The sequence below is a fragment of the Sphingomonas sp. GC_Shp_5 genome, assembly GCF_026540855.1.
Taxonomy (GTDB): Bacteria; Pseudomonadota; Alphaproteobacteria; order Sphingomonadales; family Sphingomonadaceae; genus Sphingomonas.
Window position 1 is genome coordinate 47,318 of record NZ_JALNUP010000013.1, and the last position, 24,825, is coordinate 72,142.

Annotated in this window: 23 protein-coding genes; 7 read left to right on the forward strand and 16 right to left on the reverse strand. The window is 68.2% G+C overall.

Annotated elements, in window-relative coordinates; genetic code table 11:
• Positions 1–73 precede the first annotated feature (73 nt).
• A complete protein-coding gene (locus tag OXR60_RS11765) occupies positions 74–1,081 on the reverse strand; it encodes an NAD(P)-dependent alcohol dehydrogenase (RefSeq protein WP_267396098.1) in 1,008 nt (335 codons plus the stop codon).
• A gap of 167 nt (positions 1,082–1,248) precedes the next feature.
• Between OXR60_RS11765 and sseA the strand changes: the two genes are divergently transcribed.
• From sseA to OXR60_RS11780, 3 genes are all read left to right on the forward strand, one after another.
• Positions 1,249–2,106: a 3-mercaptopyruvate sulfurtransferase gene (gene sseA / locus OXR60_RS11770; protein WP_267396099.1), complete on the forward strand. Its 858-nt coding sequence runs from the start codon at positions 1,249–1,251 to the stop codon at positions 2,104–2,106.
• Entirely contained in the window at positions 2,093–3,295 is a 1,203-nt protein-coding gene (gene metC / locus OXR60_RS11775; protein ID WP_267396100.1) for a cystathionine beta-lyase, read from the forward strand. Before sseA ends, metC begins: the two co-directional genes overlap by 14 nt.
• A 190-nt stretch (positions 3,296–3,485) precedes the next feature.
• Entirely contained in the window at positions 3,486–4,343 is an 858-nt protein-coding gene (locus tag OXR60_RS11780; protein WP_267396101.1) for a TorF family putative porin, read from the forward strand.
• Between the two features lie 102 nt (positions 4,344–4,445).
• Here the strand turns inward: OXR60_RS11780 and OXR60_RS11785 are convergent, their stop codons facing one another.
• The 7 genes from OXR60_RS11785 to OXR60_RS11815 form a co-directional block, all read right to left on the reverse strand.
• Entirely contained in the window at positions 4,446–4,856 is a 411-nt protein-coding gene (locus OXR60_RS11785; RefSeq protein ID WP_267396102.1) for a DUF3035 domain-containing protein, read from the reverse strand.
• Positions 4,849–5,358, reverse strand: coding sequence for a signal peptidase II (gene lspA / locus OXR60_RS11790; protein WP_267396103.1), 510 nt, complete (start codon positions 5,356–5,358; stop codon positions 4,849–4,851). Before lspA ends, OXR60_RS11785 begins: the two co-directional genes overlap by 8 nt.
• Positions 5,351–8,152: an isoleucine--tRNA ligase gene (gene ileS, locus OXR60_RS11795; RefSeq protein WP_267396104.1), complete on the reverse strand. Its 2,802-nt coding sequence runs from the start codon at positions 8,150–8,152 to the stop codon at positions 5,351–5,353. The genes lspA and ileS overlap by 8 nt, the downstream gene beginning before the upstream one ends.
• A 68-nt stretch (positions 8,153–8,220) precedes the next feature.
• Complete coding sequence (locus tag OXR60_RS11800; protein ID WP_267396105.1) at positions 8,221–9,144, reverse strand: bifunctional riboflavin kinase/FAD synthetase; 924 nt, start codon at positions 9,142–9,144, stop codon at positions 8,221–8,223.
• 206 nt (positions 9,145–9,350) lie between these two features.
• Positions 9,351–9,815 carry a dihydrofolate reductase gene (locus OXR60_RS11805; protein ID WP_267396106.1) on the reverse strand — a complete coding sequence of 155 codons (465 nt, stop codon included), beginning with the start codon at positions 9,813–9,815 and terminating at the stop codon, positions 9,351–9,353.
• Between the two features lie 39 nt (positions 9,816–9,854).
• A complete protein-coding gene (locus OXR60_RS11810) occupies positions 9,855–10,373 on the reverse strand; it encodes a hemerythrin domain-containing protein (protein ID WP_267396107.1) in 519 nt (172 codons plus the stop codon).
• Between the two features lie 76 nt (positions 10,374–10,449).
• Complete coding sequence (locus OXR60_RS11815; RefSeq protein ID WP_267396108.1) at positions 10,450–11,244, reverse strand: thymidylate synthase; 795 nt, start codon at positions 11,242–11,244, stop codon at positions 10,450–10,452.
• A 95-nt stretch (positions 11,245–11,339) separates the two neighbouring features.
• Here OXR60_RS11815 and OXR60_RS11820 point away from each other — a divergent pair, with 95 nt between their 5' ends.
• Positions 11,340–11,720: a JAB domain-containing protein gene (locus OXR60_RS11820; protein ID WP_267396109.1), complete on the forward strand. Its 381-nt coding sequence runs from the start codon at positions 11,340–11,342 to the stop codon at positions 11,718–11,720.
• Here the strand turns inward: OXR60_RS11820 and OXR60_RS11825 are convergent.
• The 4 genes from OXR60_RS11825 to OXR60_RS11840 form a co-directional block, all read right to left on the reverse strand.
• Positions 11,717–12,433, reverse strand: a complete 717-nt coding sequence (locus OXR60_RS11825; protein WP_267396110.1) for a class I SAM-dependent methyltransferase — start codon at positions 12,431–12,433, stop codon at positions 11,717–11,719. The genes OXR60_RS11820 and OXR60_RS11825 overlap by 4 nt on opposite strands.
• Before the next feature lie 18 nt (positions 12,434–12,451).
• The gene (prfB, locus tag OXR60_RS11830; RefSeq protein ID WP_267396111.1) at positions 12,452–13,579 is read right to left on the reverse strand and encodes a peptide chain release factor 2; all 1,128 of its coding nucleotides are present in this window, start codon (positions 13,577–13,579) and stop codon (positions 12,452–12,454) included.
• A gap of 84 nt (positions 13,580–13,663) precedes the next feature.
• Positions 13,664–16,177 (reverse strand): transglycosylase domain-containing protein, encoded by a 2,514-nt coding sequence (locus tag OXR60_RS11835; protein WP_267396112.1) that lies wholly within the window; start codon positions 16,175–16,177, stop codon positions 13,664–13,666.
• A 294-nt stretch (positions 16,178–16,471) separates the two neighbouring features.
• Positions 16,472–17,671 (reverse strand): N-acetylmuramoyl-L-alanine amidase, encoded by a 1,200-nt coding sequence (locus OXR60_RS11840; RefSeq protein ID WP_267396113.1) that lies wholly within the window; start codon positions 17,669–17,671, stop codon positions 16,472–16,474.
• A 522-nt stretch (positions 17,672–18,193) separates the two neighbouring features.
• On the opposite strand from OXR60_RS11840, the gene OXR60_RS11845 reads away from it, so the two are divergent.
• On the forward strand, positions 18,194–20,905 hold the full coding sequence (locus OXR60_RS11845; RefSeq protein ID WP_267396156.1) for a ribonuclease E/G: 2,712 nt from the start codon (positions 18,194–18,196) through the stop codon (positions 20,903–20,905).
• A 39-nt stretch (positions 20,906–20,944) separates the two neighbouring features.
• Here OXR60_RS11845 and OXR60_RS11850 read toward each other — a convergent pair whose 3' ends face one another.
• Positions 20,945–21,712 carry an alpha/beta hydrolase gene (locus tag OXR60_RS11850; RefSeq protein WP_267396114.1) on the reverse strand — a complete coding sequence of 256 codons (768 nt, stop codon included), beginning with the start codon at positions 21,710–21,712 and terminating at the stop codon, positions 20,945–20,947.
• A gap of 56 nt (positions 21,713–21,768) precedes the next feature.
• Positions 21,769–22,278 (reverse strand): hypothetical protein, encoded by a 510-nt coding sequence (locus OXR60_RS11855; protein WP_267396115.1) that lies wholly within the window; start codon positions 22,276–22,278, stop codon positions 21,769–21,771.
• Between the two features lie 179 nt (positions 22,279–22,457).
• Here OXR60_RS11855 and OXR60_RS11860 point away from each other — a divergent pair, with 179 nt between their 5' ends.
• Positions 22,458–22,937 carry a hemerythrin domain-containing protein gene (locus tag OXR60_RS11860; protein ID WP_267396116.1) on the forward strand — a complete coding sequence of 160 codons (480 nt, stop codon included), beginning with the start codon at positions 22,458–22,460 and terminating at the stop codon, positions 22,935–22,937.
• 55 nt (positions 22,938–22,992) lie between these two features.
• On the opposite strand, the gene OXR60_RS11865 is transcribed toward OXR60_RS11860, so the two are convergent.
• Positions 22,993–23,160, reverse strand: a complete 168-nt coding sequence (locus OXR60_RS11865) for a hypothetical protein (protein WP_267396117.1) — start codon at positions 23,158–23,160, stop codon at positions 22,993–22,995.
• A 154-nt stretch (positions 23,161–23,314) separates the two neighbouring features.
• Positions 23,315–23,569, reverse strand: coding sequence for a hypothetical protein (locus OXR60_RS11870; RefSeq protein WP_267396118.1), 255 nt, complete (start codon positions 23,567–23,569; stop codon positions 23,315–23,317).
• 249 nt (positions 23,570–23,818) lie between these two features.
• Between OXR60_RS11870 and OXR60_RS11875 the strand changes: the two genes are divergently transcribed.
• Complete coding sequence (locus OXR60_RS11875; protein ID WP_267396119.1) at positions 23,819–24,637, forward strand: response regulator; 819 nt, start codon at positions 23,819–23,821, stop codon at positions 24,635–24,637.
• Positions 24,638–24,825 lie beyond the last annotated feature (188 nt).

Genomic DNA, 24,825 nt, shown 5'->3' on the forward strand with positions numbered 1-24,825 from the left:
TGTAGGGGCGGCGGACGGCGTTGAAAACCACTGGTCGGCCGTGCTCCCGCGCCAGCAGGAGCACGGGATGATGCTACCATTCCACGCCGATTTTCCCGAAATGCCCGCCGTCCATCTCATGCTGGAACGCCGCGGCGAGATCCTCCAGCGCAAATCGGCGATCGACCACCGGCTTGATCCCGCTCGCCTCGAGCGCGCGGACGAAATCCTGCTGCTGCCGCCGGTTGCCGACGATCAGGCCCTGCAGCCGCGCTTGCTTGGCCATCAATGCCGCGGTCGGCACCTCGCCGCCGACGCCGGTCAGCACCCCGATCAGCGAGATATGCCCGCCGACCCGCACCGCCTCGATCGATTGCGCCAGCGTCCCCGGGCCACCGACCTCGACGACATGGTCGACGCCGCGGCCACCGGTCCAGTCGCGCACGGCAGCGCCCCACTCCGCCGTCGTCTTGTAGTTGACGGTGAACTCGGCGCCCATCGCCCGCGCCCGCGCCAGCTTGTCGTCGGAGGACGAGGTGATCGCCACCCGCGCGCCCATCGCCCGCGCGATCTGGAGGGCCCAGATCGAGACGCCGCCGGTGCCGAGCAGCAGCACCGTGTCGCCGGCCTTGAGCCGGTCGTCGGCGACCAGCGCGCGCCAGGCGGTCAGCCCTGCCGTGGTGATCGTCGCGGCTTCCACCGCATCATAGCCGCGCGGCGCATGCGTGAATGCACTTGCCGGCAGCACGACATATTCCTGCGCAAAGCCGTCGATGCCGTCGCCGGGCGTCCGGGCGAAATCACCGACGGTGGCGCCGCCATCCTGCCAATCGGGAAAGAAGCAGGAGACGACGAGATCGCCGACCGCGAACTCGTCCACGCCCTCGCCTACCGCCTCGACCAGCCCGGCGCCATCGGCGAGCGGTACCCGTCCGTCGGCGCTCGGCATGTGGCCGGTGACGATCCCGAGATCGTGGAAGTTGAGCGAGCTGCCACGCAGCGCCACCCTGATCTCGCGGCGGCCGGGCGCGCCCGGATCGGGACGCTCGTCCAGCCGCAGTTGATCCAGCCCGCCCGGGGCCCTCACTGTCATCGCCTTCATGCGCAAGCTCCTGTTTGTCGACGCGCTCAACGCACGGGATCGGACAAGGTGGCTTACCAAGCGGCACACCCTCTCGACGCCGAGCGCCACCCTGGGCTATTGCCTCCCTCGCGGGCCCTCCCCAGGCACCCCGCCCCGCCGGGCAAATGCACAGCATGGAGACGGACATGGACGCGTTGGTAACCACCGAATGGCTGGCTGGGGAGTTGGGCGCGAGCGATCTCAGGATCGTCGACGCCACCTATGTGGACGCCGCGCTCGGCCGCGATCCCGCGGTGGAATTCGAGGCGGCGCATATTCCCGGCGCGGTGTTCATGAACCTCGCCGAGCTGCGCGACACGGGCACCGACCTTCCCAACATGCTGCCCACCGCGGAGAAGTTCGCCAGCCGCATGCAGAGCCTGGGGCTCGGCGACGGTAGCCGCATCGTCCTCTACGATAATTCCCCCTGGCACACCGCGGCGCGCGCCTGGTGGATGCTGCGCACCTTTGGCGCTCATGACGTCGCCATCCTCGATGGCGGCATTGCCGCCTGGCAGGCCGAGGGGCGCGAGACGGCGAGCGGCAACGAACAGGTCCGCCACCGCCACTTCACTGCCTGGGCCGACCTCACGGCGGTACGCACGCTCGATCAGATCAAGGCCAACCTCGATAGCGGCGCGGAACAGGTGGTCGATGCCCGCTCCGCCCCCCGCTTCACCGGCGCCGAGCCCGATCCGCGCCCCGCCACGCACGCCGGCCATATCCCCGGCTCGCGCAACCTGCCCTATGCGGGCTTGTTCCGGGCGGACGGCCGCTGGAAACAGGGGGTGGAGCTGCAGGATGCCTTCACGGCCGCCGGTGTTCACCTCGATCGCCCGGTGATCACCACCTGCGGCTCGGGCATCACCGCCGCCGTCCTCGCCTTCGGGCTGCACCTGCTCGGCCATGATGCCGCGCTCTACGATGGCAGCTGGTCCGAATACGGCGCCAACCTCGACACCCCCAAAGCAACCGGAGCTGCGAAAACCGTTGAGCAAACATGATGACAGCCGCCCCCAGGGCGACGCCACCCGCGTCGTGCTGGCGGGCCGGCGCAAGGAATGGACCGGCGGGATCGTCAACCCGCCGGTATGGCGTGCCTCCACCATTCTCTACGATTCGATCGCGGATCTGCGCGCCAACGCCGGGCGCGATACCCATCACAAATTGTTCTATGGCCGCCGCGGCACGCCGACGCAGTGGAGCCTCGCCGACGCGTTGACCAGCCTCGAGCCGGGCGCTGAGGCGACCTTCCTCTACCCCTCGGGCGTCGCGGCGATCGCCGCGGCGCTGCTCTCGGTGCTGTCGCCGGGCGACGAGCTGTTGCTGGTCGACAGCGCCTATGATCCAACGCGGAACATGGCGGTGACGCTGCTCCAGCGCTTCGGGATCAAGACACGCTTCTACGATCCGCTGATCGGTGCCGGCATCGCCGAGCTGATCGGGCCAGACACCAAGGCGATCTTCATGGAAAGCCCCGGCAGCCTCACCTTCGAGGTCCAGGATATTCCGGCGATCGTCGCGGTGGCAAAGCAGCACGGTCTCGTCACCCTGCTCGACAACACTTGGGCAACGCCGCTCTTTTTCCCCGCGATCGAGCGCGGGATCGATCTCACCATCCTCGCCGCGACCAAATATATCGTCGGCCATTCGGACGTGATGCTCGGCGCCGTCACTGCCGCGCCCGGCCGTTTCGATGCGCTGCGCGAGGTCAGCTTCCAGCTTGGTCAGGTCACCAGCCCCGACGATGCGTGGCTCGGCAGCCGCGGCTTGCGCACAATGGCGGTCCGCCTCGCCCATCATCAGGCGAGCGCGCTCAAGATCGCCCGCTGGCTGGCGGATCGCCCGGAGGTTGCGCAGGTGCTGCATCCTGCGCTGCCCTCCTGCCCCGGCCACGAATTGTTCGTGCGCGACTTCAAGGGCTCGTCGGGCCTGTTCGCCTTCGTGCTCGAAGGGGGCAGCGAGGCCTCGCGTGCGGCGCTGATCGATACGCTCGAGCTGTTCGGGATAGGCTACAGCTGGGGCGGGTTCGAGAGCCTCGCCACCCCGGTCGATCCGGCACGGATCCGCACCGTCTCGCGCCGCGACTATCCCGGCATGATCGTCCGCCTCCAGATCGGGCTCGAGGATCCCGACGATCTGATCGCCGATCTTGAGCGTGGGCTGGCTGCCTTCACCGCTGCAGAAGCCTGATACTGCGGCCTCACAGCAACATTGTTTTACAAATGAGCAGCGCCGCGTTCACAATGTCTTGTGCGACGCGGCAGCCGCTGGCATCCGAAGCGCGTCCCGGCAAGACCGCGCCTGCGCCCTGTGCGGAGAGATGCGCCACCCGGGGCCATGCAGGCGGGGACATCGACCTCTCGAATCCGAAAGGGATGCGATGCGCTTCACCCCTATACTGATCAGCGCCCTGGCCCTGATCGCCGCCACCCCTGCCCTCGCGCAGGAAGACACTGCTCCCGCCAAGGGCGACCCCGCGTCCGCGCCGGATCCGAACGGCGTCGCTGCCGCAGAGACGGCGCCGACGCCGATGCTCAAGCTTACCGGCAGCACCACCCTGATCAGCGATTATCGGTTCCGCGGCGTCACCCAGACCAATGGCGATGCGGCACTGCAGACCACGCTCAACCTCAACACCCGGCCGGGCTTCTACGTCGGCACCTTCATCTCGACCATCGACGGCTCGGGCAAGACGCCCGCGCTCACCGGCTATGGCGACGCCGAGGTCGATCTCTACGGCGGCTTCACCAAGACGCTGTCCAACGGCATCGGCACCGATGTCGGCCTGCTCTATTATTACTATCCGGGCGGCCGCGACGGGCAGAACACCGACTTCTTCGAGCCCTATGCCTCGATCAGCTACACGATCGGTCCGGTCGGCACCAAGCTCGGCGCCGCTTATGCCTGGGGCGGCCAGAAGGGCCTGTCGGGCTTTGACGTCCATGGCGGCAACGACGACAATATCTACGTCTATGGCGAAGCCTCGGCGGCGATCCCGACCACGCCGGTGACGCTCAAGGGGCACCTCGGCTATTCCAAGGGCTCGCTGGGCTCGCTCAACATCCCCGACAGCAACGACAACAGCTATTTCGACTGGTCGGTCACCGCCGAGGCGGTCGGCGGGCCGTTCAAGGTGGGGGTGAGCTACGTCGATACCGACATCAGCCACCGCTTCGATTTCGACCGCCAGCTCGGCCGCGGCTCGACGGTGCTGGCCTATATCGGCACCAGTTTCTGATCACCTAGACCCGCGCTCCTGCGCCAGCGGGAGCGCGGGGCTAGGCGGTGCTGATGCGTCATCCCGGGTTCCCGCTGCGCCGGAACCCGGCTTCTCCCCGGCTTACTGCGCCTGCGCGCGGGCGTCCTGCCCGTCGCCCTGGGGGGCGGCGACGATGTCGCGGGTGGTGGCGCCCTTGTCGACCACATTGGTGTCCGGATCGCCCGCCGACGAGCGAATCCCGGCATCGGCGGTATCGCCGCCGGCCTGATCGATCACCGCATTCTCCGACGTGCTGCGCGCGGCATTGCCGCCGAACAGCGCCTGCAGCGTCTGCGCGTTGGTGGCGCTGTCCTGCGGACGGGCGGCGCCCGGCTGCGGCGGCACCAGCGCATAATCGGGCGGGATCACCAGCGGTGCCTGGCGCGCGACCGCGAACTCGTCGGGACGGGCGCGATCGTAGCCGCGCTTGCCGCAGCCGGAGAGCAGGGCAACGCAGGCAAGACCAACGGCGACGGGCACAATCTTACGCATGGGGAATCTCCGAAACATCGTCGCGCTTGTCGCGCATCAGGAGCGCGCGGACAAGCAGCACGAGCACACCAAGGGTAATCGCCGCATCGGCGATGTTGAACACCAGAAACGGGCGCCATTCGCCGAAATGAAGGTCGGCGAAATCGACCACATAGCCGAGCCGAACCCGGTCGACGATGTTGCCGAGCGCGCCGCCGAGGATCGCGCCGAGCGCAACCTGGTCAGCCCGGTGGGTTTCGCGCGTCATCCACACCGCGACGCCAAGCGCGATCGCGCCGGTCATCGCCACCAGCGCCCAGCGCATGGCGTTGGTATCGGCGTGGAGCAGCCCCAGCGACACGCCGTGGTTGGCGACGAAGCGCAGGTTGAAGAAGCCGGTGACGACCCGCTCCGCGGTGAGCTCGTTGAGCTGCAGCCCGTCGGTAATCGCGACCTTGCTCGCCTGGTCGGCAAGGAACAGCACCGCGGCGCTGATCACGCCGATCAACGGTGGCTTACGCATGGGGAGCCTCCTCGCCGACCACCGCGGTGCAGCGATCGCACAGCGTGCCGTCCTCGGTTACCTCGGGCAAATGCCGCCAGCAGCGCCCGCACTTGAGGTAATCGGTCCGGCTCACCGCGACCGCGTCCCCGGCATCCACCCGCGCGACGATGAACGTCTCGGTCAGCGCCGCGGCGTCGAGCGGCAGCGACGGCACGCTCACCACCGCCTCGAGGCTCGAGCGCACCGTCTTGGCGCGCCGCAGCGGCTCGATCGCCTCGGTCACCGTTGCGCGCAGCTTGCGCACCTCCGCCCATTCGCTGCCGAGCGGCGTGTCGCCCGCGAGCGCCGGCAGTTCGGGCCATTCGAGATAATGCACCGAGCCGTCCTCGCTCGGGAAGCGCGCCTGCCACACTTCCTCGGCGGTGAAGCACAGCACCGGCGCCGCATAGCGCACCAGCGCGTGGAACAGCAGGTCGAGCACCGTCCGATACGCCCGCCGCTTCACGTCGCCGGGCGCGTCGCAATAAAGACTGTCCTTGCGGATATCGAAGAAGAACGCCGACAGATCCTCGTTGGCAAAATCGGTCAGCCGCCGCAGGTAGCGGTTGAGCTCGAACGCCTCGGCCGCCTCGCGCAGCTCGACATCGAGCGCGCCGAGCAGCGTCAGCACGTAGCGCTCCAGCTCGGGCATCTCATCGTCCGCCACCTTCTCGGCGTCGCTGAACCCGTCGAGCGCGCCGAGCAGGTAGCGGAAGGTGTTCCTGAGCTTGCGATAGCCGTCGGATGCCGTGCCGAGCACTTCCTTGCCGATCCGCACATCGTCGAAATAGTCGGTCGACGCGACCCACATCCGCAGGATGTCGGCGCCGCTCTCGCCGATCACCTTCAACGGATCGACGACATTGCCAAGGCTCTTGGACATCTTGCGCCCCTGGCCGTCGAGCGCGAAGCCATGGGTCAGCACGGCCTCGTAAGGCGCCCGCCCGCGGGTGCCGCAGCTCTCGAGCAGCGACGACTGGAACCAGCCGCGATGCTGGTCCGAGCCCTCGAGGTACAGGTTGGCGCGCACGCCCTCGCCGTAGCGCGCCTCGACCGTGAACACATGGGTCGAGCCGCTGTCGAACCAGACGTCGAGGATGTCGTTCTGCGGCTCGTAATCGGCCAGCGCATGATCGGGCCCGAGCAGCGCCTGATGATCCGCGGTGAACCACGCATCCGCGCCGCCTTCGCCGAACGCGGCGATGATCCGGGCGTTGACCGCGGGATCGTTGAGATACTCGCCGGTGGCACGGTTGACGTAGAGCGCGATCGGCACGCCCCAGGCGCGCTGGCGGCTGATCACCCAGTCCGGGCGGCCCTCCACCATCGAGCGGATCCGGTTCTGCGACCGCGCCGGCACCCAGCGGGTGTGCTCGATCGCGTCGAGCGCCGTTTCGCGCAGCGTCGCGCCGTTGCTTGCCGCGCCATCGGCACCGGCGGCGGTCGATCGGTCCATCGGGATGAACCATTGCGGCGTGGCGCGGAAGATCACCTTGGCCTTGGACCGCCACGAATGCGGATAGCTGTGGGCGAAATCGTCGGACGCGCCGAGCAGCGCGCCGACGCTGCGCAGGTCCGCGCAGATCGGCCCGTCCGAGGCGACGAACTTCTTGTTGATGACGCTGCCCTGGCCGCCCAGCCAGCCCCAGTCGGGACGGTAGAAGCCGGCGCCATCGACCGCGAACACCGGATCGATGCCATGGGCTTTGCACAGCAGGAAGTCGTCCTCGCCATGATCGGGCGACATGTGGACGAGGCCGGTGCCGGCCTCGGTGGTGACGAAATCGCCCGCCAGCAGCGGCCGCGGCTTGGCGAAGAAGCCGCCGAGCGCGTGCATCGGATGACGCGCGGTGGCGCCTTCCAGCGCACTGCCCTTCACCAGCGCGATGAACTCCTCCATCGCGATCCCGGTGCGCTTGGTGAACGCGGGCAGCAGCGCCTCGGCGACGAGGTAGCGGGCGCCGCCGCTGGCAAACAGCAGGTAATCGAACGCCGGGCCATAGGCGAGCGCCTGGTTGACCGGGATCGTCCACGGCGTCGTCGTCCAGATCACCGCCTGCGCGCCGATCGCGATCTCCGCCTCGGGTGCGGTGGCGATCTCGAAGCCGACGTCGATCTGGGTGGAGACGACGTCCTCATATTCCACCTCGGCCTCGGCGAGCGCGGTCTTCTCCACCGGTGACCACATCACCGGCTTGGCGCCGCGATACAGCTGGCCGCTCTCGGCGAACTTGAGCAATTCGCCGACGATCGCTGCCTCGGCGTCATATTTCATGGTCAGATAGGGATCGTCCCAATCGCCCATCACGCCCAGCCGCTTGAACTCCTCGCGCTGCACGTCGACCCATTTGGCGGCATAGGCGCGGCATTCGGCACGGAACTGGGCGACCGGCACCTCGTCCTTGTTCTGCTTCTTGGCGCGATAGGCTTCCTCGACCTTCCACTCGATCGGCAGCCCATGGCAGTCCCAGCCCGGCACGAACGGCGCATCCTTGCCCATCAACGATTGGCTGCGGACGATGATGTCCTTCAACACCTTGTTCATCGCATGGCCCATGTGGATGTCGCCATTCGCATAAGGCGGGCCATCGTGGAGGATGAACCGCTCGCGCCCGGCGCGCTGCTCGCGCAGCCGCTGGTAGAGGCCGATCGTCGCCCACCGCTCCAGGATCGCCGGCTCCTTGGCGGCAAGGCCCGCCTTCATCGGAAAGTCGGTCTTCGGCAGGAAGACGGTATCGCGATAGTCGCGGGCGGTTGGGGTATCGTCGCTCATGGGTCCGCGCGCCTTAGCCGAGAGGGAAACGCGTTGCCATAGCGTCGTTCTTTCCCTCGACAACGCCCCTAGCTCAGCACCACCCGCGCCCGCGCGCAGTCCGCGTCCATTTGCGCGGTCAGCGCCTCGAGGCTGTCGAACTTCGCCTCAGGCCGCAGATAGTCGATCAGCGCCACCTCGATGGTCTGCCCGTACAGATCCTCGGCGAAGTCGAAGAAAAAGGGCTCGAGCAACTCCTTGGGCGGATCGAAGCTCGGCCGGATGCCGAGGTTGGCCGCGCCTTTGAGCAGCCGCCCGTCGGCGAGCCGCCCGGTGACGGCGTAGATGCCATAGGCAGGCCGCAGGTAATTGCCCATGTCGAGGTTCGCGGTCGGATAGCCGATCGTCCGCCCGAGCTTGTCGCCATGCTGCACGATGCCGCGGATCGCGAACGGCCGGGTCAGCAACCGCGCCGCCGTTCGCGGGTCACCGGCGCGCAAGGCATCGCGGATCAGCGTCGACGACACCGTCTCGCCGTTGAGCGTCACCGGCCCTACTGCATCTGCGGCAAACCCATGCGCCGCGCCAAGCGCGGCAAGCGTCGCCACGCTGCCGCTCTTGCGATGGCCGAAGGTAAAGTCCGCGCCGGTCACCACGCCGCCCACCTGCAGCCCGCTCACCAGCCGCTCTTCGACGAACGCCTCGGCGGTCAGCGCCGCGAGCGCGCCGTCGAAGTGGAACACCACCATCGCGTCCACCCCGGCCGCCGCGAACAGCGCCTCGCGCTGGTCGAGCGTGGTCAGCCGGAACGGCGACGTTGCGGGGCGGAAATGGCGCACCGGATGCGGATCGAAGGTGCCGACCAGCGCCGGCCGGCCCTCGGCACGCGCGCGCGCCACCGCCTCGCCGACCACCGCCTGGTGACCGAGGTGAAAGCCATCGAAGTTTCCGAGCGCGACGATCCCGCCGGCAAGATGCGGCGGAATGGTCGAGCCGCCGTCAAGCCGCTCCATCGGCGGCGCTATAGGCGGACGGCGTGGCAAACGCGAGATGGTGCGGGCGGCGCTGGGCAGCCGATAGCGTCGTCATCCCGGCGAAGGCTGGGATCTTGCGCGGCAACGACACGCAGACGTCGATTAACACACCAGCTTCCGCTGGGGTGACGGGCATATAGCTGGTGATCCAGCCCAGGCCCGGAACCATCGCCCCGGCCGGACCGCTACCGCGCCAGCGTCACGAAACTATATGCCGGCCGGCCCTCCGCTGCGGCATGATCTTCCCGCGCCACCTCGCGCCACCCGGTGAACGCCGGCACCACCGCATCGCCGTCCGGCGACGCATGCACCTCGGTGAGCTCGATCCGCTCGGCGCGGTCGAGCAGCAGCGCGTAGATCTCGGCCCCGCCGATCACCGCTGCATCGGGACCCGCCAGCGCCAGCGCCGCGTCGGGCGAGGGTGCGACCTCGGCACCGGCCGCCGACCAGCCCGCGTCGCGCGTCAGCACGATGTGCCGCCGCCCGGGTAGCGGCGCCGGAAAGCTGTCGAAGGTCTTGCGCCCCATTACCATCGGCCGCCCCATGGTCAGCGCCTTGAACCGCTTGAGGTCGGCGGGCAGTCGCCATGGCAGCTGGCCGTCACGGCCGATCACGCCATTGTCGGCGCGGGCGAGGATGAAGGTGATCATCCCCGTCCTATGCCGCGGAACCACCGGCCGCGCGAGGCATCACGCCGGGGCGTGGTCCTTCACCCATTGCTTGGGATCCTTGTCGACCACCGCGATGCCGTTGAGGTGGCTCGCCTCATAGGCGGCAAAGCGCACGCCGAGCTCGTGGCGCTCCTCGAGGCTCGCATGCTTGCGAAAATCGGTCAGGCCTTGGCGCTCCTCCTCCGCGAGGTGATCGCTATTGGCCTTGTTGCACGCGCCGACCGCCTCGAACCAAGCGTCCGAGCCGACCGGATGCTGGTCGACCGCCTCGCCGGTGTCGCGGATCTCGTTGTGATCCTCGATCGCGTCCTCGGTCTCCTCCGCCGCCGAGTCGGCATCGTTGCCGCCGGTGCCGATCTGCATCAGCCGCGGATAGAAGAAGCGCTCCTCCGCTTCGGCATGCGCATCGAGCAAATTCTTGAGCCGCGTCCACAAGGCCGACAGCGCCTCGGTGTCATGCGCGTCGATGCTGTCGATCTGCGCGAACAGCGCGCGCTGCTGGGCGTGTTCGTCGAGAATGAGCTGCGTGATGTCCATGATCGTCCCTCGGGCAAGATAGTGGACGATCAACCACGGCCGGTATGGCGCGGTTCCTATTGCGGATGGCTCTCACTCAGACGGCGACGGCGGCCTTGATATGCGCTTGGGCCTCATAGCCGTGGAGTACGAAATCCTCCTGCTCATAGCTGTCGATGGCCGGTGGCGTGCGCAGGATCTCGAGCCGCGGCAGCGGCCCCGGGTTGCGGGTCAGCTGGGTGCGCGCCTGCTCGAGGTGGTTGAGGTAGAGGTGGCAGTCGCCCCCCGTCCAGATGAACTCGCCGACCTCGAGCCCGCATTGCTGGGCGAGCATGTGGGTGAGCAAGGCATAGCTCGCGATATTGAACGGCACGCCGAGAAAAATGTCGGCCGAACGCTGGTAGAGCTGGAGCGACAACTTGCCGTCGGCGACATGGGTCTGGAACAGGCAATGGCACGGCGCCAGCGCCATGGCGTGAAGATCGCCCGGGTTCCACGCGGAGACGATCTGGCGGCGCGAAGCCGGGTTGGTCTTGATCTGCTCGATCAGCTCGGCGATCTGGTCGATGTGGCGGCCGTTGGCGGCGACCCAGTCGCGCCACTGCTTGCCATACACCGGGCCGAGATCGCCCGCCGCATCGGCCCATTCGTCCCAGATCTTGACGCTGCGCTCCTGCAGCCAGCGCACGTTGGTGTCGCCGCGCAGGAACCAGAGCAGCTCGACGATGATCGAGCGCAGGTGCAGCTTCTTGGTGGTCAGCACCGGAAAACCCTGGGCGAGATCGAAGCGCATCTGCGCCCCGAAGACCGAGAGGGTCCCCGTCCCCGTGCGGTCCATCTGCCTGGAGCCGCTGGTCAGGATACGGTCCATGAGGTCGAGATACTGGCGCATGGCGGGGGCGTACCGCGGCCGACGGCCTGCGATCAAGCCGCAGAATCGGATGCGTCTCCGATCGTGCTGCCGCGCCGATGCGGGCAAGGCGATACGTGGACGCCCTCCCCCGCCTCGATACGGTCGCCGCCGCCAGCGCCCTGTTCGCGCCGCTGGCCGACAGCCGCGTCGAGCGCGCCGCGGCGGCGTTTCTTGATCCGCAATGGAGGTTGCTCGGCCGCCACGACACGCTCGGTGGCGACGATGCGGTGATGCCGTCGATCCGCGATCTCGTCCGTCAGGCGCTCCGCCTCGATGCCGCCAGGCTGATCCTCGCCCACAACCATCCGAGCGGCAACCCGGAGCCGAGCCCCGCCGATCTCGCCTTCACCCGCACGCTCGCCAGGGTCCTCGCGCCGCTGGAGATCGCCCTGGTGGATCACCTGATCGTCACCCCGTCCGCGATCACCAGCCTGCGCGACCGCGGCCTGCTCTAGCGCAGCCGGCAGGCCTTGATCGCCGCCGGGTCCGGCCGCGGGCCGACCGCGCGGAAGGTCGCCATATAGCCACCGGCCGATGGCATTTCCGACACCGACTCCTGCCGATAACCCACTGCGGCGAATTCACAGGTGAGCAGCGCCGGCGGGGTGCCGTGATATTGCGGCAGGCGGTTGGCATCCACCACCACCACCAGCCCGTCGGGCTTCAGCGACGGGCGCATCCGCCACAGGAACTCATAAGGCTGGGCGATCTCATGGTACATGTGCACCATCAGCACCCGGTCGAAGCTCGCCGCCGGCAGCCGCGGATCGGCCGGCGCGCCGAGCCGGACGCTGACATTGTCCAGGCTCTCGCGCGCCACCCGCTCGGCCAGCGCGTCGCGGACCTGCGCCACGATGTCCTCGGCGAGCACCCGGCCGTCCTTGCCCACCCGCTGCGCCAGCCGGATGGTGTAATAGCCCTCGCCCGCGCCGATATCGGCGACGGTCATGCCCTTGGCGATGCCCGCCTTGCCCATCACCTCGCCGGCTTCGTTGAGGCGATCGCGCGCCTCCTCGTTAGACCAGCGCGACGACACGATCGAGGCCACCGGCCGGTCCGCCGCCGGAAACGGCCCCGGCTTGTCGGCGTCATGCTTGATCAGCGGCTTGGAACCGTCGCACGCGGCGAGCAGCAACAGCGTTCCGAGGGCGATCTGCCCGATACGCAAGGAGGGACTCGGCGTCACTTAGTCAACGTCCTCGACCTCTACCGCCTCGCCAGTCACCCGCTGCGACAGCGCCGCCGCCATGAACGGATCAAGCTCGCCGTCGAGGACGTCGGAGGGGCTTGAGGAGGTGACGCCGGTGCGGAGGTCCTTCACCATCTGATAGGGCTGCAACACATAGCTGCGGATCTGATGACCCCAGCCGATATCGGTCTTGCTGGCGTTTTCGGCGTTGGCCGCTTCCTCGCGGATCTGCAGCTCGCGCTCGTAGAGCCGGGCGCGCAGCTGGTTATAGGCTTCCGCCTTGTTCTTGTGCTGCGAGCGCTGGTTCTGGCACTGCACCACGATCCCCGTGGGAATGTGGGTGATGCGCACCGCCGAATCGGTGGTGTTGATGTGCTGGCCGCCCGCACCCGAGGCGCGATAGGTGTCGATCCGGAGGTCGCTCTCATTGTAGTTGACGTCAATATTGTCGTCGACCACCGGATAGACCCAGACGCTGGCGAAGCTGGTATGCCGCCGTGCCGCGCTGTCATACGGGCTGATCCGCACCAGCCGATGCACCCCGCTCTCGGTCTTGGCGAAGCCATAGGCGTTCTCGCCCTTCAGCAGCAGCGTCGCCGACTTGATCCCGGCCTGTTCGCCCGAATGCTGATCGATCAGTTCCACCTTCATGCCGCGACGCTCGGCCCAGCGGGTGTACATGCGCTGGAGCATGCCCGCCCAATCCTGGCTCTCGGTGCCGCCGGCGCCGGCATTGACCTCGACATAGGTGTCGTTGCCATCGGCCTCACCGGCGAGCAGCGCCTGAACCTTGTCATGCTCGGCGCGGCGGGCGAGCGCGGCGAGGCTCTCCACCCCGTCCGCCTCCATCGCGGTGTCGCCTTCGGCCTCGGCCATCTCGATCAGCTCGACGGTGTCGTCGAGCTCGCTCTGGATCGCCCTGGTGGCGGTGATCGCCTCGTCGAGCCGGCGGCGCTCGCGCATCACCTCTTGCGCGGCCTTGGGATCGTTCCACAACGCCTGGTCCTCGACCCGGGCGTTGAGCTCGTCGAGCCGGCGGAGCGCGCGATCCCAATCGAGGAACCGGCGCAGCAGCGCCAGTGCATCGTTGATCTTGTCGACATGGGCTTGCGCTTCGGCGCGCATCGAAACTCTCCAATCAGGGTCGTCAGGCCAGCAACGACTGGCGGCAGGCCCGGCACAGGCCGGCTGACGTATATGGGAATGCGGCTAGTAGATTCCGCCTTCCTTTTGCAAGAATTCGCTGTCGCGCGGCTCCGGTGCCTTGCGCACCGGCGCGGCAGTCACCGTCGGCGCGGGACCGGCATGGCGCGCGGCGCGGCGCGGTTCGCTTTCCGGCTTGAACGCTTCCCAGATCACCGCCGCCTTAGGATCGCTGTCGGTGGGGAAAGTGCCGTACACCGGTCGGCCCGACGCGCGATCAATCCGCACCATGCGGATACCCGCCGGCGCGCGGAACGGCAGCTTCTCCAGCCCGTCATAGGCCTTGGCCGCGAACTCCTTGAAGATCGGCGCCGAGATCCGGCCGCCCTGGGCGTAGCCGCCGAGATTGGAGGGCGTATCATAGCCGAGGTACAGCCCGCCGATGAACTGCGGCGTGCCGCCGACGAACCACACGTCGGTGGGGCCGTTGGTGGTGCCGGTCTTGCCCATCATCGGCCGGTCGAGATCACGCAGCACCACTGCGGTGCCGCGCTGGATCACACCCTCGGTGATGTGGACCATCTGATAGGCGGTCAGCGGGTTGATCACCTGGCGCATCCGCGATCCCGGCCGCGGCATCGCCTTGCCGTTCCAGTCGGCGGCATTGCAACCGTCACAGGCGCGCCAATTCTCCGGCCAGATCACCTTGCCGTGACGATCCTGGACGAAGTCGATCAGCGTCGGCGCATTGCCGCGCCCCTGGTTCTCGAGGATTGAATAAGCGTTGACCATCCGGCTCACGGTGGTTTCGCCGGCGCCGAGCGCGAACGACAAATAGGGCGGGTAATTGCCCACCCCCATCCGCTTGATCACGTCCACCACCTTGGGCATGCCGACGGTGGACGCCGCGCGCACCGTCATCAGGTTACGCGATTGCTCGATGCCCCAGCGCATCGTGTGCGCGCCCGAGCCGCCCTCATTGCCGAAGTTGACGAAGCACTTCTGCCCCAGATGCGCGCCCTGGTAGACGCAGAACGGCGCGTCCTGGATGATCGTCGCCGGGGTCATGCCATTCTCGAGCGCCGCCGAATAGACGATCGGCTTGATCGTCGAGCCCGGCTGGCGAAGCGCCTGGGTAGCACGGTTGAACGACTGGATGCGGCTGTCGAACCCGCCCTGCATCGCCAGCACCCGACCAGTGCCCGGCTCCTCGACGACGAAGCCGCCCGAGATCTTGGGGATCGCCCGCAAGGCAAAGTCGCTGCCGTCGGGCGCCACCGCGATGATGTCGCCGACCTGGATCGCGCCAAATGCGTTGCCGCCCTTGCCACGCACCGGCATCTGCGCGCCCGAGCGCGGCAGGCTGCCGGTTTTGCCGTCGGCAAAGCCGAGGTCGATCGATGCCGACGAGCGCGCGGTGACGATCGCCGCGCGCCAGTCCTTGTAATCGAGACCGACGTTGGTGTTGAGCAGCGCCTGCTGCCAATTGTCGCCATCGATCTCGACATGCCGCATCGGCCCATTCCAGCCGCGACCGCTGTCGAAGCGGATCAGCCCGTCGCGCAACGCCTCGGCGGCGAGATCCTGCAACCGGGTGTCGAGCGAGGTGCGCACCCACAGCCCGCCGGCATAGACGCTGTACGGTCCGTCGCGATCGGTCTCGCCGAACTTGTCGACCAGCTGCCGGCGCACCTCCTCGACGAAATAGCCGCCGACGCGCTCGAACTTCGGGGTGCGTCGCAGCACCGCGCCGAGCGGCTCGGCGACCGCGCCGTCATGCTGGGCCTGGTTGATGAAGCCGTTGCGCAGCATCTCGCCGAGCACATAGTTGCGTCGCTGCAGCGCGCGCTCGGTGTGGCGGAACGGATCGTAGTTGCTCGGCCCCTTGGGCAGGATCGCCAGATAGGCGAGCTGGGCGAGATCGAGCTCGTCCAGTTCCTTGTCGAAATAGGCATGGCCCGCTGCCTCGACGCCGAACGCGTTGCGGCCCAGCGCGATCTGGTTGAGGTACAATTCGAGGATCTGCTGCTTGGTCAGCGTATCCTCGATCTTCCACGCGAGGATCGCTTCCTTGAGCTTGCGGCTCGGCGAATAGGCGTTGCCGATCAGCAGATTCTTGGCGACCTGCTGGGTGATGGTCGAGCCGCCCTTGGCGCGCCGACCGGTGCCGAACTTCGCCGCATAATCGATCACCGCGCCGGCGAGGCCCGGATAGTCGACGCCGTGATGCTCGAAGAAGGTCTTGTCTTCCGCCGCGAGGAAGGCGCGGACCAGCAGTGGCGGATATTCGGCGTAGGACAATTCGACCCGGCGCTCGCGGGCATAGGATTGGATCGGCACGCCATCGATGCCGCGCACGTTGGTCGGCAGCGGCGGCTCGTAATTGCGCAACTGGTCCACCGATGGCAGCGCGCGCAGCACCGTCAGCCACAGGATCGCATAAGCGACCAGCGCCAGCACCGCGAGCGCGGCCAGTGCCTTGACCCACCAGCGCCCCCAGGCACGACTGGCCAGGCCCGGCGTGCCATCGGGGTCGCGGGTCAGCCTGAAGCGGTTGGTGCGGGGAGGATCGGACGCCATAAATCAGGGGCGGCGTGTAGCAGGTTCGCGTTGGCTTGCCACCCCGCGCACGCGGCAGACCGGATGGTCGTCGCGGCCAATGGGGACGTTGTTCTAGCCGTCGTCCCAGCGAACGCTGGGATCTTCCGCGGCTCCTGCCCGTCCTCGCCAGAGATCCCAGCTTTCGCTGGGATGACGGTTATGGCGGGAGGACGCTGCTGGCGGGAGGACGCTGGTGGCGGGAGGACGCTGGTGGCGGGAGGACGCTGGTGGCGGGAGGACGCTGGTGGCGGGAGGACGCTGGTGGCCCAGTCCTTACCGGCTCGCCATCTGCCGTGCGAAGTGCACCTCGACCGCTTTGGTGACGCTGTCCGCGATGCGCTGGCGCCCCTCGTCGCTGTCGAGGAAGGCGGAATCGATCGGGTTGGAGATATAGCCGGTCTCGAACAGGATCGAGGGCATGTCCGGCGCCTTAAGCACCATCAGCGAGGCCATGCGGTGGAAGTTGGGCTTGGTCGGGATCAATGGCTTGGCCTCGCGCCCGAGCAGCCGGGCGAAACTGGCCGAGGCGTTCATCGTCTCGCGCTGGGCGAGATCGATCAGGATCGACGACACGTCGGCGCCGGCATCGCCGAGATTGACCCCCGCGATGATGTCCGCTTTGTTCTCGCGGGTCGCGAGCCGCGCCGCTTCCTTGTCCGAGGCGACTTCGGACAGCGTGTACACCGACGCGCCGCTCGCGTCCGCCGAGCCGACGCTGTCGCAATGAACCGAGATGAACAGGCTGGCGTGAAGCCGTCGGGCGATGCCGAAACGTTCGCGCAACACCAGGAAGCGATCGTCGCTGCGGGTCAGCGCGACGCGAACCCGCCCGCTGGCGAGCAGATCGTCGCGGATCGCCTTGGCGATCTTCAGCGTGACATCCTTTTCGCGCAGCCCGGTCACCGGGTTGATCGCGCCGGGATCCATCCCGCCATGGCCGGCGTCGATCACCACCAGCGGCCGGCCGTCCTCCCCCGCCACCTTGGGCAGGCGCATGCCCCGCGCCGGCGGCGGCACCGGTACCGACACCTTGTAGCGGGGCTTGGCCGCCCAGGCGCCGAGGTTGAACGGGAAGAAGCTCAACGGGCCGGCCGCGGTCGCCGCCGCGACGCCTGCGGCGGTCGCCGGCTTGAGCGACAGGGTGAACTCGCGCCCATCGGGATCGAAGGCACCATCGCCGATCACCGCCGGCCGGGCGAGATCGAACACCACTCGGGTGCCTGTCGGCTGCCGGATCTGATGGATCGCGGTGACCATGCCGTCGATCCGCGCGCGCACGCCGGGCTCGGCGTCCACCACGTCGAGCACGATCTGCCGGGTCGCGCCGAGCACCGTCCCCTGCGCGTCGCCGACGCGGCCGTCGAAGCGGATCACCACCGTATCGCCGGTCATGGCGATGCTCTTGATCACCGTCGCCGCCCAGGCGGGCGATCCCGTCAGCCAGCCGGCCACAAGAACAAGGAGCGCGAACACTCCACGTCCTTGCCGCGCAACGCTGCCGCCGGTCCAGTGAAAACCCATGTCATTCCCTCTGCGCGACCGTCGAGGTCGTGCAGACAGGTAAGCCTTCCCGCCCCAACAGCGGGTTGCCCGGCACGGTTAACGCCCCGTTCGGCACGTTTTTGCCGCCGCGACCGGCAAAAGCCTGCCAGTTGCGGTATGGTGCGGGCAATGCTACCTGTTCAATCGCACCCGTGTATCGCACGCGTAACAATGTTGCGACGCATCGGTCTCAGCGCCTTGTCGGCGCTGGTTTTAACCAGGTTGAAACTCGCATGATGCACTTGTCCAACGTCCAGCTCCGCCCGGCCCTTGCCGGCGGGTGCGCGGGCGTGCGGGAGGGCGATGCCCCCCGACGTGCATGGCGAGCAGACGCATCTTTGCCACCCCAGCGCGCCCGGCCGAGTTCCGGCGCTGCTCATCGTCGCGCGCCTGCCGAGGCTGCCAAGCCAGCCTCCTGCCGGCGCGCGTGGAGACTATTACATGACCACGCGTATGCTGATCGACGCACGCCACCGGGAGGAGACCCGGGTCGCCGTCGTCAAGGGTAACCGGATTGAAGAGTTCGATTTCGAGTCCGCCGAGCGCAAGCAGCTCAAGGGCAACATCTATCTAGCCAAGGTCACGCGGGTCGAGCCGTCGCTGCAGGCGGCGTTCATCGATTACGGCGGCAATCGCCATGGCTTTCTCGCCTTCTCGGAAATCCACCCCGATTATTACCAGATCCCCAAGGAGGATCGCGACGCGCTGCTGCGCGAAGAGGCCGAGCATGCCGCCGAAGAGGCAGCGTTGCGCGCCGAGCAGGACGATGACGACGACGCCGAGGATTTCGACGACGCCGACGACGATGCGCACGACGCCGGCGATCATGACGATCACGGCAGCGACGACGAGGGCGATGGCGAGGCCGCGAGCGGCACGTCCAAGAAGCCGCGCGGCAACGACGATCAGGTGGAAGCGCTGCGCCAGCGGCGGATGAACCTGCGCCGCCGCTACAAGATCCAGGACGTGATCCACCGCCGCCAGGTGCTGCTGGTCCAGGTCGTCAAGGAGGAGCGCGGCAACAAGGGCGCGGCGCTGACCACCTATCTCAGCCTCGCCGGCCGTTATTGCGTGCTGATGCCCAACACCTCGCATGGTGGCGGGATCAGCCGCAAGATCAGCAATGCGGGCGACCGCAAGCGGCTGAAGTCGATCATGGCGGACATGAAGCTGCCGCCGTCGATGGGCTGCATCGTCCGCACCGCCGGGCTGCAGCGCACCAAGACCGAGATCAAGCGCGACTTCGACTATCTCGCCCGGCTGTGGGACGGGATCCGCGAGAACACGCTCGGCTCGTCGGCGCCGGCGCTGATCTATGGCGATAGCGACCTGATCAAGCGCGCGATCCGCGACATCTACAATCGCGAGATCGACGAGGTGATCGTCGAGGGCGAGGAGGGCTTCCTCCAGGCCAAGGACTTCATGAAGCTCCTGATGCCGAGCCACGCCCGCCGGGTGAAGCAATATGCGGATGCGGTGCCGCTCTACCAGCGCGCCGGGGTCGAGGACCAGCTCGCCGCCATGTACCATCCGGTGGTGCAGTTGAAGTCGGGCGGCTATCTGGTGATCAACCCGACCGAGGCGCTGGTCTCGATCGACATCAACTCCGGCCGCTCCACCCGCGAGCACAATATCGAGCAGACCGCGACCGCGACCAATCTCGAGGCCGCCAAGGAAATCGCCCGCCAGCTGCGCCTGCGCGACATGGCGGGGCTGGTCGTGATCGACTTTATCGACATGGACAACGGCTCCAACGTCCGCAAGGTCGAGAAGGCGATGAAGGAAGCGCTCAAGGACGATCGCGCGCGCATCCAGGTTGGCCGCATCTCGTCGTTCGGGTTGATGGAGATGAGCCGCCAGCGGCTGCGCACCGGCGTGCTCGAAGCCTCCACCCGCGGTTGCCCGCATTGCGAGGGCACCGGCCTCGTCCGCACCGCCTCGTCGGCCGGCCTGTCGGCGCTGCGCCTGCTCGAAGACGAGGCCGCCCGCGGCCGCGGCTCGGTGCTGACGCTGCGCGCCAGCCATGAAGCGACCATCTATGTGCTTAACAAGAAGCGCGCGGACATCGCCGAGATCGAGGATCGCTACGGCGTGATCGTCGAGATCGTGCCCGATCGCGAGGAAGAGGGCGCGCGGATGTCGGTCGAGGCGTCGGGCCCGCCGCCGGCCTATGCGCCAAAGATCGAGGCGCTGGTCGAGATCGAGGACGACGATCTTGTCGACGACGTCGAGGACGAGATCGACGAGGAGATCGAGGAAGAGGCCGAGACAGTCGAGGAGCCGCGCCGCGAGCGTCAGCGCGACGAGGGCGACGAGGCCAAGGGCGAAGGCCGCGGCAAGCGCCGTCGCCGTCGCGGTCGCCGCGGTCGCAATCGCGACGACCAGGCAGAGGGTGGCGAACAGGCCGATGCGGTCGAGGGTGAGCCCGAGGAAGGCGCCGATGCCGAAACCGTCGCTGATGGCGAGTCGGAAGCCGAGCCCGGGCATGACGCCGGCGAGCAGCCGCAAGGTGACGGTCGCCGTCGGCGCGGGCGTCGCGGTCGTCGCGGCGGCCGTCGCAACACCGAAGGCAGCGTGGCCGACAATGCCGAGCCGCAGGCCGATGGTGGCGAGGAGGAGCCGCTTGCGGTTGCCGCAGCCGTCGAGGCCGAGCCGGATGGCGAAGCCGGCGATACCGGGCCGGTCACCACCGGGCTCGAGCTGCCGATCGCGGAAGCCGTCGCGCCGGTCGCCGAGCCGGCGCCGCGCACCCGCCGCCGGCCCAAGGCTCGCAGCGCGGCGCCGGCTACCGCCGACGCGCCGGCGGTGGCCGAGCCCGAAGCGCCGGCTGCCGCTGCTGAGACGCCGGTAGAGGCCGAAGCAGAGCCTGCCCCGGCCAAGCCGAAGCGCACCCGCAAGAAGGCGCCTGCCGCCGACGCCGCGGCGCCCGCACCGGTCGAAGCGGCCCCCGAGGCCGCAGCCGCGCCGGCCGCCAAGCCGCGCCGCCGCACCCGCAAGCCGGCCGCGGAAGCGGCGCCGGTCGAGGAGGCTCCGGTGATCGAGGCTGCCGAGGCCGACGCGCTCCCTGCCGCCGAAGCAGCGCCGGCGAACGACCGCACCGACGGCGACGATCAGTCCGGCGATACGCCCCGCCGCGGCTGGTGGCAGCGTACCTTCGGCGCCTGATGACGCGCTCCCCTCTCCCGCAAGGGAGAGGGGAGCCGTTCAGCCGGCCTGGGCCGCGCGTGCGATCAGCGCGCTCACCGGCCCGGCCTGCGAGATCAGCGACAGATGGCTCGCCGGCAACGTGATCGTGTCGGCCCCCATCCGCTTGGCCATGAAGCGCTCGAGATCGGGATCGATCGTCCGGTCCTGCGCTGACACAGCATAGAAACTCGGCTTGGTACGCCAGGCTGCCACCGTCACACGGGCGGTCAGCAGGGCACGGTGGAACGGCTGCTGGGTAGCGAACAGCACCCGCGCCTGGGCTCGCGGCAGATCACCGGCGAAGTCGCGCAGGAACGCCGTTTCGCTGAGCATGCCTTCATCGCCGTCATAGACGATTCCCGCCGAGGCCGGCGGAGTCGGAAAGCGCTTGGCCAGCACTGCATAATCCTCGCCAGCATCCGGTGCCCTAGCGGCGACATAGACCAGCGCCGACACCAGCGGGTCGGCGCCCACCTCGGTAACGATCATCCCGGCGAACGAATGACCGGCCAGCACGGTCGGGCCATCCTGCCGGGCGAGCACCCGCCTAGTCTCGGCAACGGCGTCGTCGAACGTGGTCAGCGGGTTCTGGACGGCGGTGACGTTCAGCCCCTGCGCCTGCAATCGCGCGATCACCGGTGCCCAGCACGAACCATCGGCGAACAGGCCATGGACGAGCACGACGTTGCGCGCCGCGACGCGCGACGGCCCCGCGGCGAGCAACGGGCCGCCAGTCAGCAGCGCCGTCGCGGCGAGCGATCCCTTCAGCAAGTCCCGACGATCCATGGTTGCTCCTTCCGACTACAGGCGATGCCATCGACGATCAACTCGATTGATGCAGATTAGCTCCCAGCGCCCGTGCCCTCCTCGTCATCGTCAAGCGCCGCCTGCACCTCTTCCACGCTGACGCCGAACGCGCCGGCGAGGCCGGTCAGCGACGCGCCGCGCCGCGCGAGTTCGCGGATCCGGTCCGCGTCGACGACGGTGCGATAGCTGCGGGTGTCGCGGGGCTTTTGCACCTTGCCCTGCTCGTCGCCGCCGGTGCGCGCGGCGCCGGGGCCCCTGCGCCGAGCCACCGCCGCGGTTTCGCCGGCCGCGTCGCGCGCGCGCCGCCGTTCGACATCGTCGAGCCGCCGCGCCTCGCGCGCGCGCTCGCGCTCCTGCGCAAGGCTGTCGCGCGCCGCGTCGCGCGCACCGGCCCGCTGCTGCGCAGCCTCCACGCGCTCGGCCACCCGCCGCTCGCGTTGCTCGGCCCTGATCCGCTCGCGATCGGCGGCCCCGCTGCCGCCACTCCAGCCATCGCCGGTAGCCGCGGCCCCGCTCGTTCGTCCCCAGCCTCGATCGTCTGCCACGCCGTTACTTTCCCGCTATCAACGTTGCCCGCCGGTCACCGGCGCCCGTGCCGGCAGCCCCGACCCTGCCCGTGCGAGCGGCGTGCATGCCACGCGTCGCGCCATCGTCAATGCGGGATCGCGGCGTTGGCGGCATCATGAGGGATTGGCCTGGTGGCGCAATGCGCTAGGATGCAGCGATGATCGACAGCTTCGACGCTTTATGGCCTCAGCAGGACGCCGCCACCTGGTCTCGCCTGGTCAAGGATCATGACCTGATCGCCGATCGCTGTGCGCGCCTTGCCGACGTCGCCGGACGACCCGTCGCCGACAGTGCCGCGGCGTTGACGCTGCTGCTCGAGCTTGCCGTGTTGCTGGCCGATCATCTCGGCGTCGAGGATGAGGTGGTCGATCTTACGGAGACGGCGCTGGCGGCAGGGCGGTCGGCGGGTGAAGCAGGCGCGATGCGGGCCCGGCTGGAGACCTTGCGAAGCGACTGGGCTGTGTTCGTCGGCAAATGGACGTCGCAAGGCATCGCCGATGGCTGGGTTACGTTCGGCCGGGAAACCAAGCTCATGATGGAACGGCTGTCGCAGCAGATCGGTGCCGAGAACGACCTGCTCTACTCGCCCGCGCTCGGCCACAGCGTCATCCGCCTCGGCGCCAAGCGTATTCAATAGGCTGCGTCAGCGCAGGCCGCGGCACAACTGGCGACCTGGTGTTGGCCGCCAGCGCCTAGCGCGCCGGAGCCATCTTCGCTACGGCCCGAGTATCGCGCGCGACCAGCGCATAGTTGTCGGCCATGTCGAGGTGGATCGCCCTGATCTCAGGCAGAACGGCCGTTGCGGCTAATGCCCGCTCGACGCGCGCGCGGCGCTCGTAGAAATCGGCGTCGTTCGGCATGTTCATACCCTCACTCCCAACCGAATCGTCATGTATGTCCAGCGGTTAGGCTGACGCCGTCGCCGTTGGAGGACAATGACCTAGGTTAGACTCCTGCCGCCACCGGCGGGGGGATCCGGCCATCGGTGGCGTCGCTGCGCCCAATCGACATGCGTCACCCGGGGCGATCGGACAGATCCATGAAGTCGCGCGCCGCGTCGCGATCGGCGGCATCCTTGAACACCGTCTCGAGATCCGGCCCGGCGCCAAGCATGTACATCAGCGCCCATAGCGCGAACCGCCGCGACCGATCGGTTTCGAGCGCGAGATCGACCCGCATGTGATCGAGCCCGGCGGTCAGCGCACCGGGCGCGATCGTCGCCACGTCGTCGGTGCCGAAATAGCGGCGGATCTGGTCATCGAGGTTCATGCCTACCCTTCTAGCCGCAAACCGCCGGCATCGCGACGGCGCCCGGCACCCTCGTCACCGCAGCGAAACGCGCCGTCACATTGTGCCACCCGCCTGCCGACTGGTCATGTTGCCGACAGCGACGGTGCACGACGAACTTTCGCGTTTCTTCCAACATGCGGACACATCACGGAAAAGAATCGGGTCCATGGCGGCGGCGACATCCAGTGCGTGATGCCTTCAGTTGCGTGACATCAAAGGACCTCGCTTATGATCAGCTACCCCCCAGTCGGCGCCGACATCCGTCCGTCAGGCGCCCCGGCGGGCCTCGCCGCCATTGAGGAGGCGTCCAGGATCGTGATCGTCGACGACGATCCGGGAATTCGCGAACTGCTCACCGAATTTCTGGTCGACAATGGCCTCGGCGCCGAGGCCGTCGCGAGCGGTGCGGCGCTGCGTGACCGGCTGCGCCAGCGCGGCTGCGATCTGATCATCCTCGATCTGATGATGCCCGGAGAGGACGGCTTGTCCGTGCTGCGCTCGCTGATGCAGACCGAGGATCGGCCGGGCATCATCATGCTCTCGGCCGTGGCGAGCGAAGTCGACCGGATCGTCGCGCTCGAGATGGGCGCGGACGATTATGTGATCAAGCCGGCTAGCCCGCGCGAGATCCTGGCGCGGATTCGCTCGGTCCTGCGTCGCCGCGCCCTGCAGGGCGCCGGCACCGACGAAAGCACCGAAGAAGAGGCGGACGTGCTCCCGTTCAACAACCGCTACAGCTTCGCCGGGTGGCTGCTCGACTGCCGGATGCGGACGCTGACGGCGCCGGACGGGAGCGCGGTGCTGATCACCGATGGCGAGTTCAACCTGTTGATGACCTTCGTCACCGACCCGCAGACAGTCCACACCCGCGAGCAGCTGGCGGCACTGGCCGGCAAGCCCAAGCCGGATGCCAATGACCGGACGATCGACGTCAGCGTCAGCCGACTCCGGCGCAAGCTCGCCGGCCCCAATAACGAAGAATTGGTGCGCACCGTCCGCGGGCAGGGCTATCTGTTCCTGCCGGAGGTGCGCAGCGAGCGACGCTGAGCGCTGCCTGCCCTGTTCGACCGCTCCCGCGCGGGGCGGTTCGAACAGCGCGGCAACGGCTCTCCGACACGACCAGGCGCGTCGAGCGCGACCGCGGCGATTGGGTTCCGGCGCCGTGCGACCTGGCACCGGCTCAAATGCCGGCATTGCGCGTTAGGGAACAGCTTACTTCTGGTAGCTGCTAGGAT

Excerpts from the sequence above, each read along its gene's own strand:
- OXR60_RS11850 (WP_267396114.1), bottom strand. The coding sequence starts at position 21,712 with ATGGATCGTCGGGACTTGCTGAAGGGATCGCTCGCCGCGACGGCGCTG.
- OXR60_RS11800 (WP_267396105.1), bottom strand. The coding sequence starts at position 9,144 with ATGGAGCGGCTTGACGGCGGCTCGACCATTCCGCCGCATCTTGCCGGC.
- OXR60_RS11870 (WP_267396118.1), bottom strand. The coding sequence starts at position 23,569 with ATGAACCTCGATGACCAGATCCGCCGCTATTTCGGCACCGACGACGTG.
- OXR60_RS11765 (WP_267396098.1), bottom strand. The coding sequence starts at position 1,081 with ATGAAGGCGATGACAGTGAGGGCCCCGGGCGGGCTGGATCAACTGCGG.
- prfB (WP_267396111.1), bottom strand. The coding sequence starts at position 13,579 with ATGCGCGCCGAAGCGCAAGCCCATGTCGACAAGATCAACGATGCACTG.
- OXR60_RS11875 (WP_267396119.1), top strand. The coding sequence starts at position 23,819 with ATGATCAGCTACCCCCCAGTCGGCGCCGACATCCGTCCGTCAGGCGCC.
- OXR60_RS11810 (WP_267396107.1), bottom strand. The coding sequence starts at position 10,373 with ATGGACATCACGCAGCTCATTCTCGACGAACACGCCCAGCAGCGCGCG.
- OXR60_RS11805 (WP_267396106.1), bottom strand. The coding sequence starts at position 9,815 with ATGATCACCTTCATCCTCGCCCGCGCCGACAATGGCGTGATCGGCCGT.
- OXR60_RS11780 (WP_267396101.1), top strand. The coding sequence starts at position 3,486 with ATGCGCTTCACCCCTATACTGATCAGCGCCCTGGCCCTGATCGCCGCC.
- lspA (WP_267396103.1), bottom strand. The coding sequence starts at position 5,358 with ATGCGTAAGCCACCGTTGATCGGCGTGATCAGCGCCGCGGTGCTGTTC.
- OXR60_RS11860 (WP_267396116.1), top strand. The coding sequence starts at position 22,458 with ATGATCGACAGCTTCGACGCTTTATGGCCTCAGCAGGACGCCGCCACC.
- ileS (WP_267396104.1), bottom strand. The coding sequence starts at position 8,152 with ATGAGCGACGATACCCCAACCGCCCGCGACTATCGCGATACCGTCTTC.
- OXR60_RS11865 (WP_267396117.1), bottom strand. The coding sequence starts at position 23,160 with ATGCCGAACGACGCCGATTTCTACGAGCGCCGCGCGCGCGTCGAGCGG.
- OXR60_RS11785 (WP_267396102.1), bottom strand. The coding sequence starts at position 4,856 with ATGCGTAAGATTGTGCCCGTCGCCGTTGGTCTTGCCTGCGTTGCCCTG.
- OXR60_RS11835 (WP_267396112.1), bottom strand. The coding sequence starts at position 16,177 with ATGGCGTCCGATCCTCCCCGCACCAACCGCTTCAGGCTGACCCGCGAC.
- OXR60_RS11815 (WP_267396108.1), bottom strand. The coding sequence starts at position 11,244 with ATGCGCCAGTATCTCGACCTCATGGACCGTATCCTGACCAGCGGCTCC.
- OXR60_RS11845 (WP_267396156.1), top strand. The coding sequence starts at position 18,194 with ATGCTGATCGACGCACGCCACCGGGAGGAGACCCGGGTCGCCGTCGTC.
- sseA (WP_267396099.1), top strand. The coding sequence starts at position 1,249 with ATGGACGCGTTGGTAACCACCGAATGGCTGGCTGGGGAGTTGGGCGCG.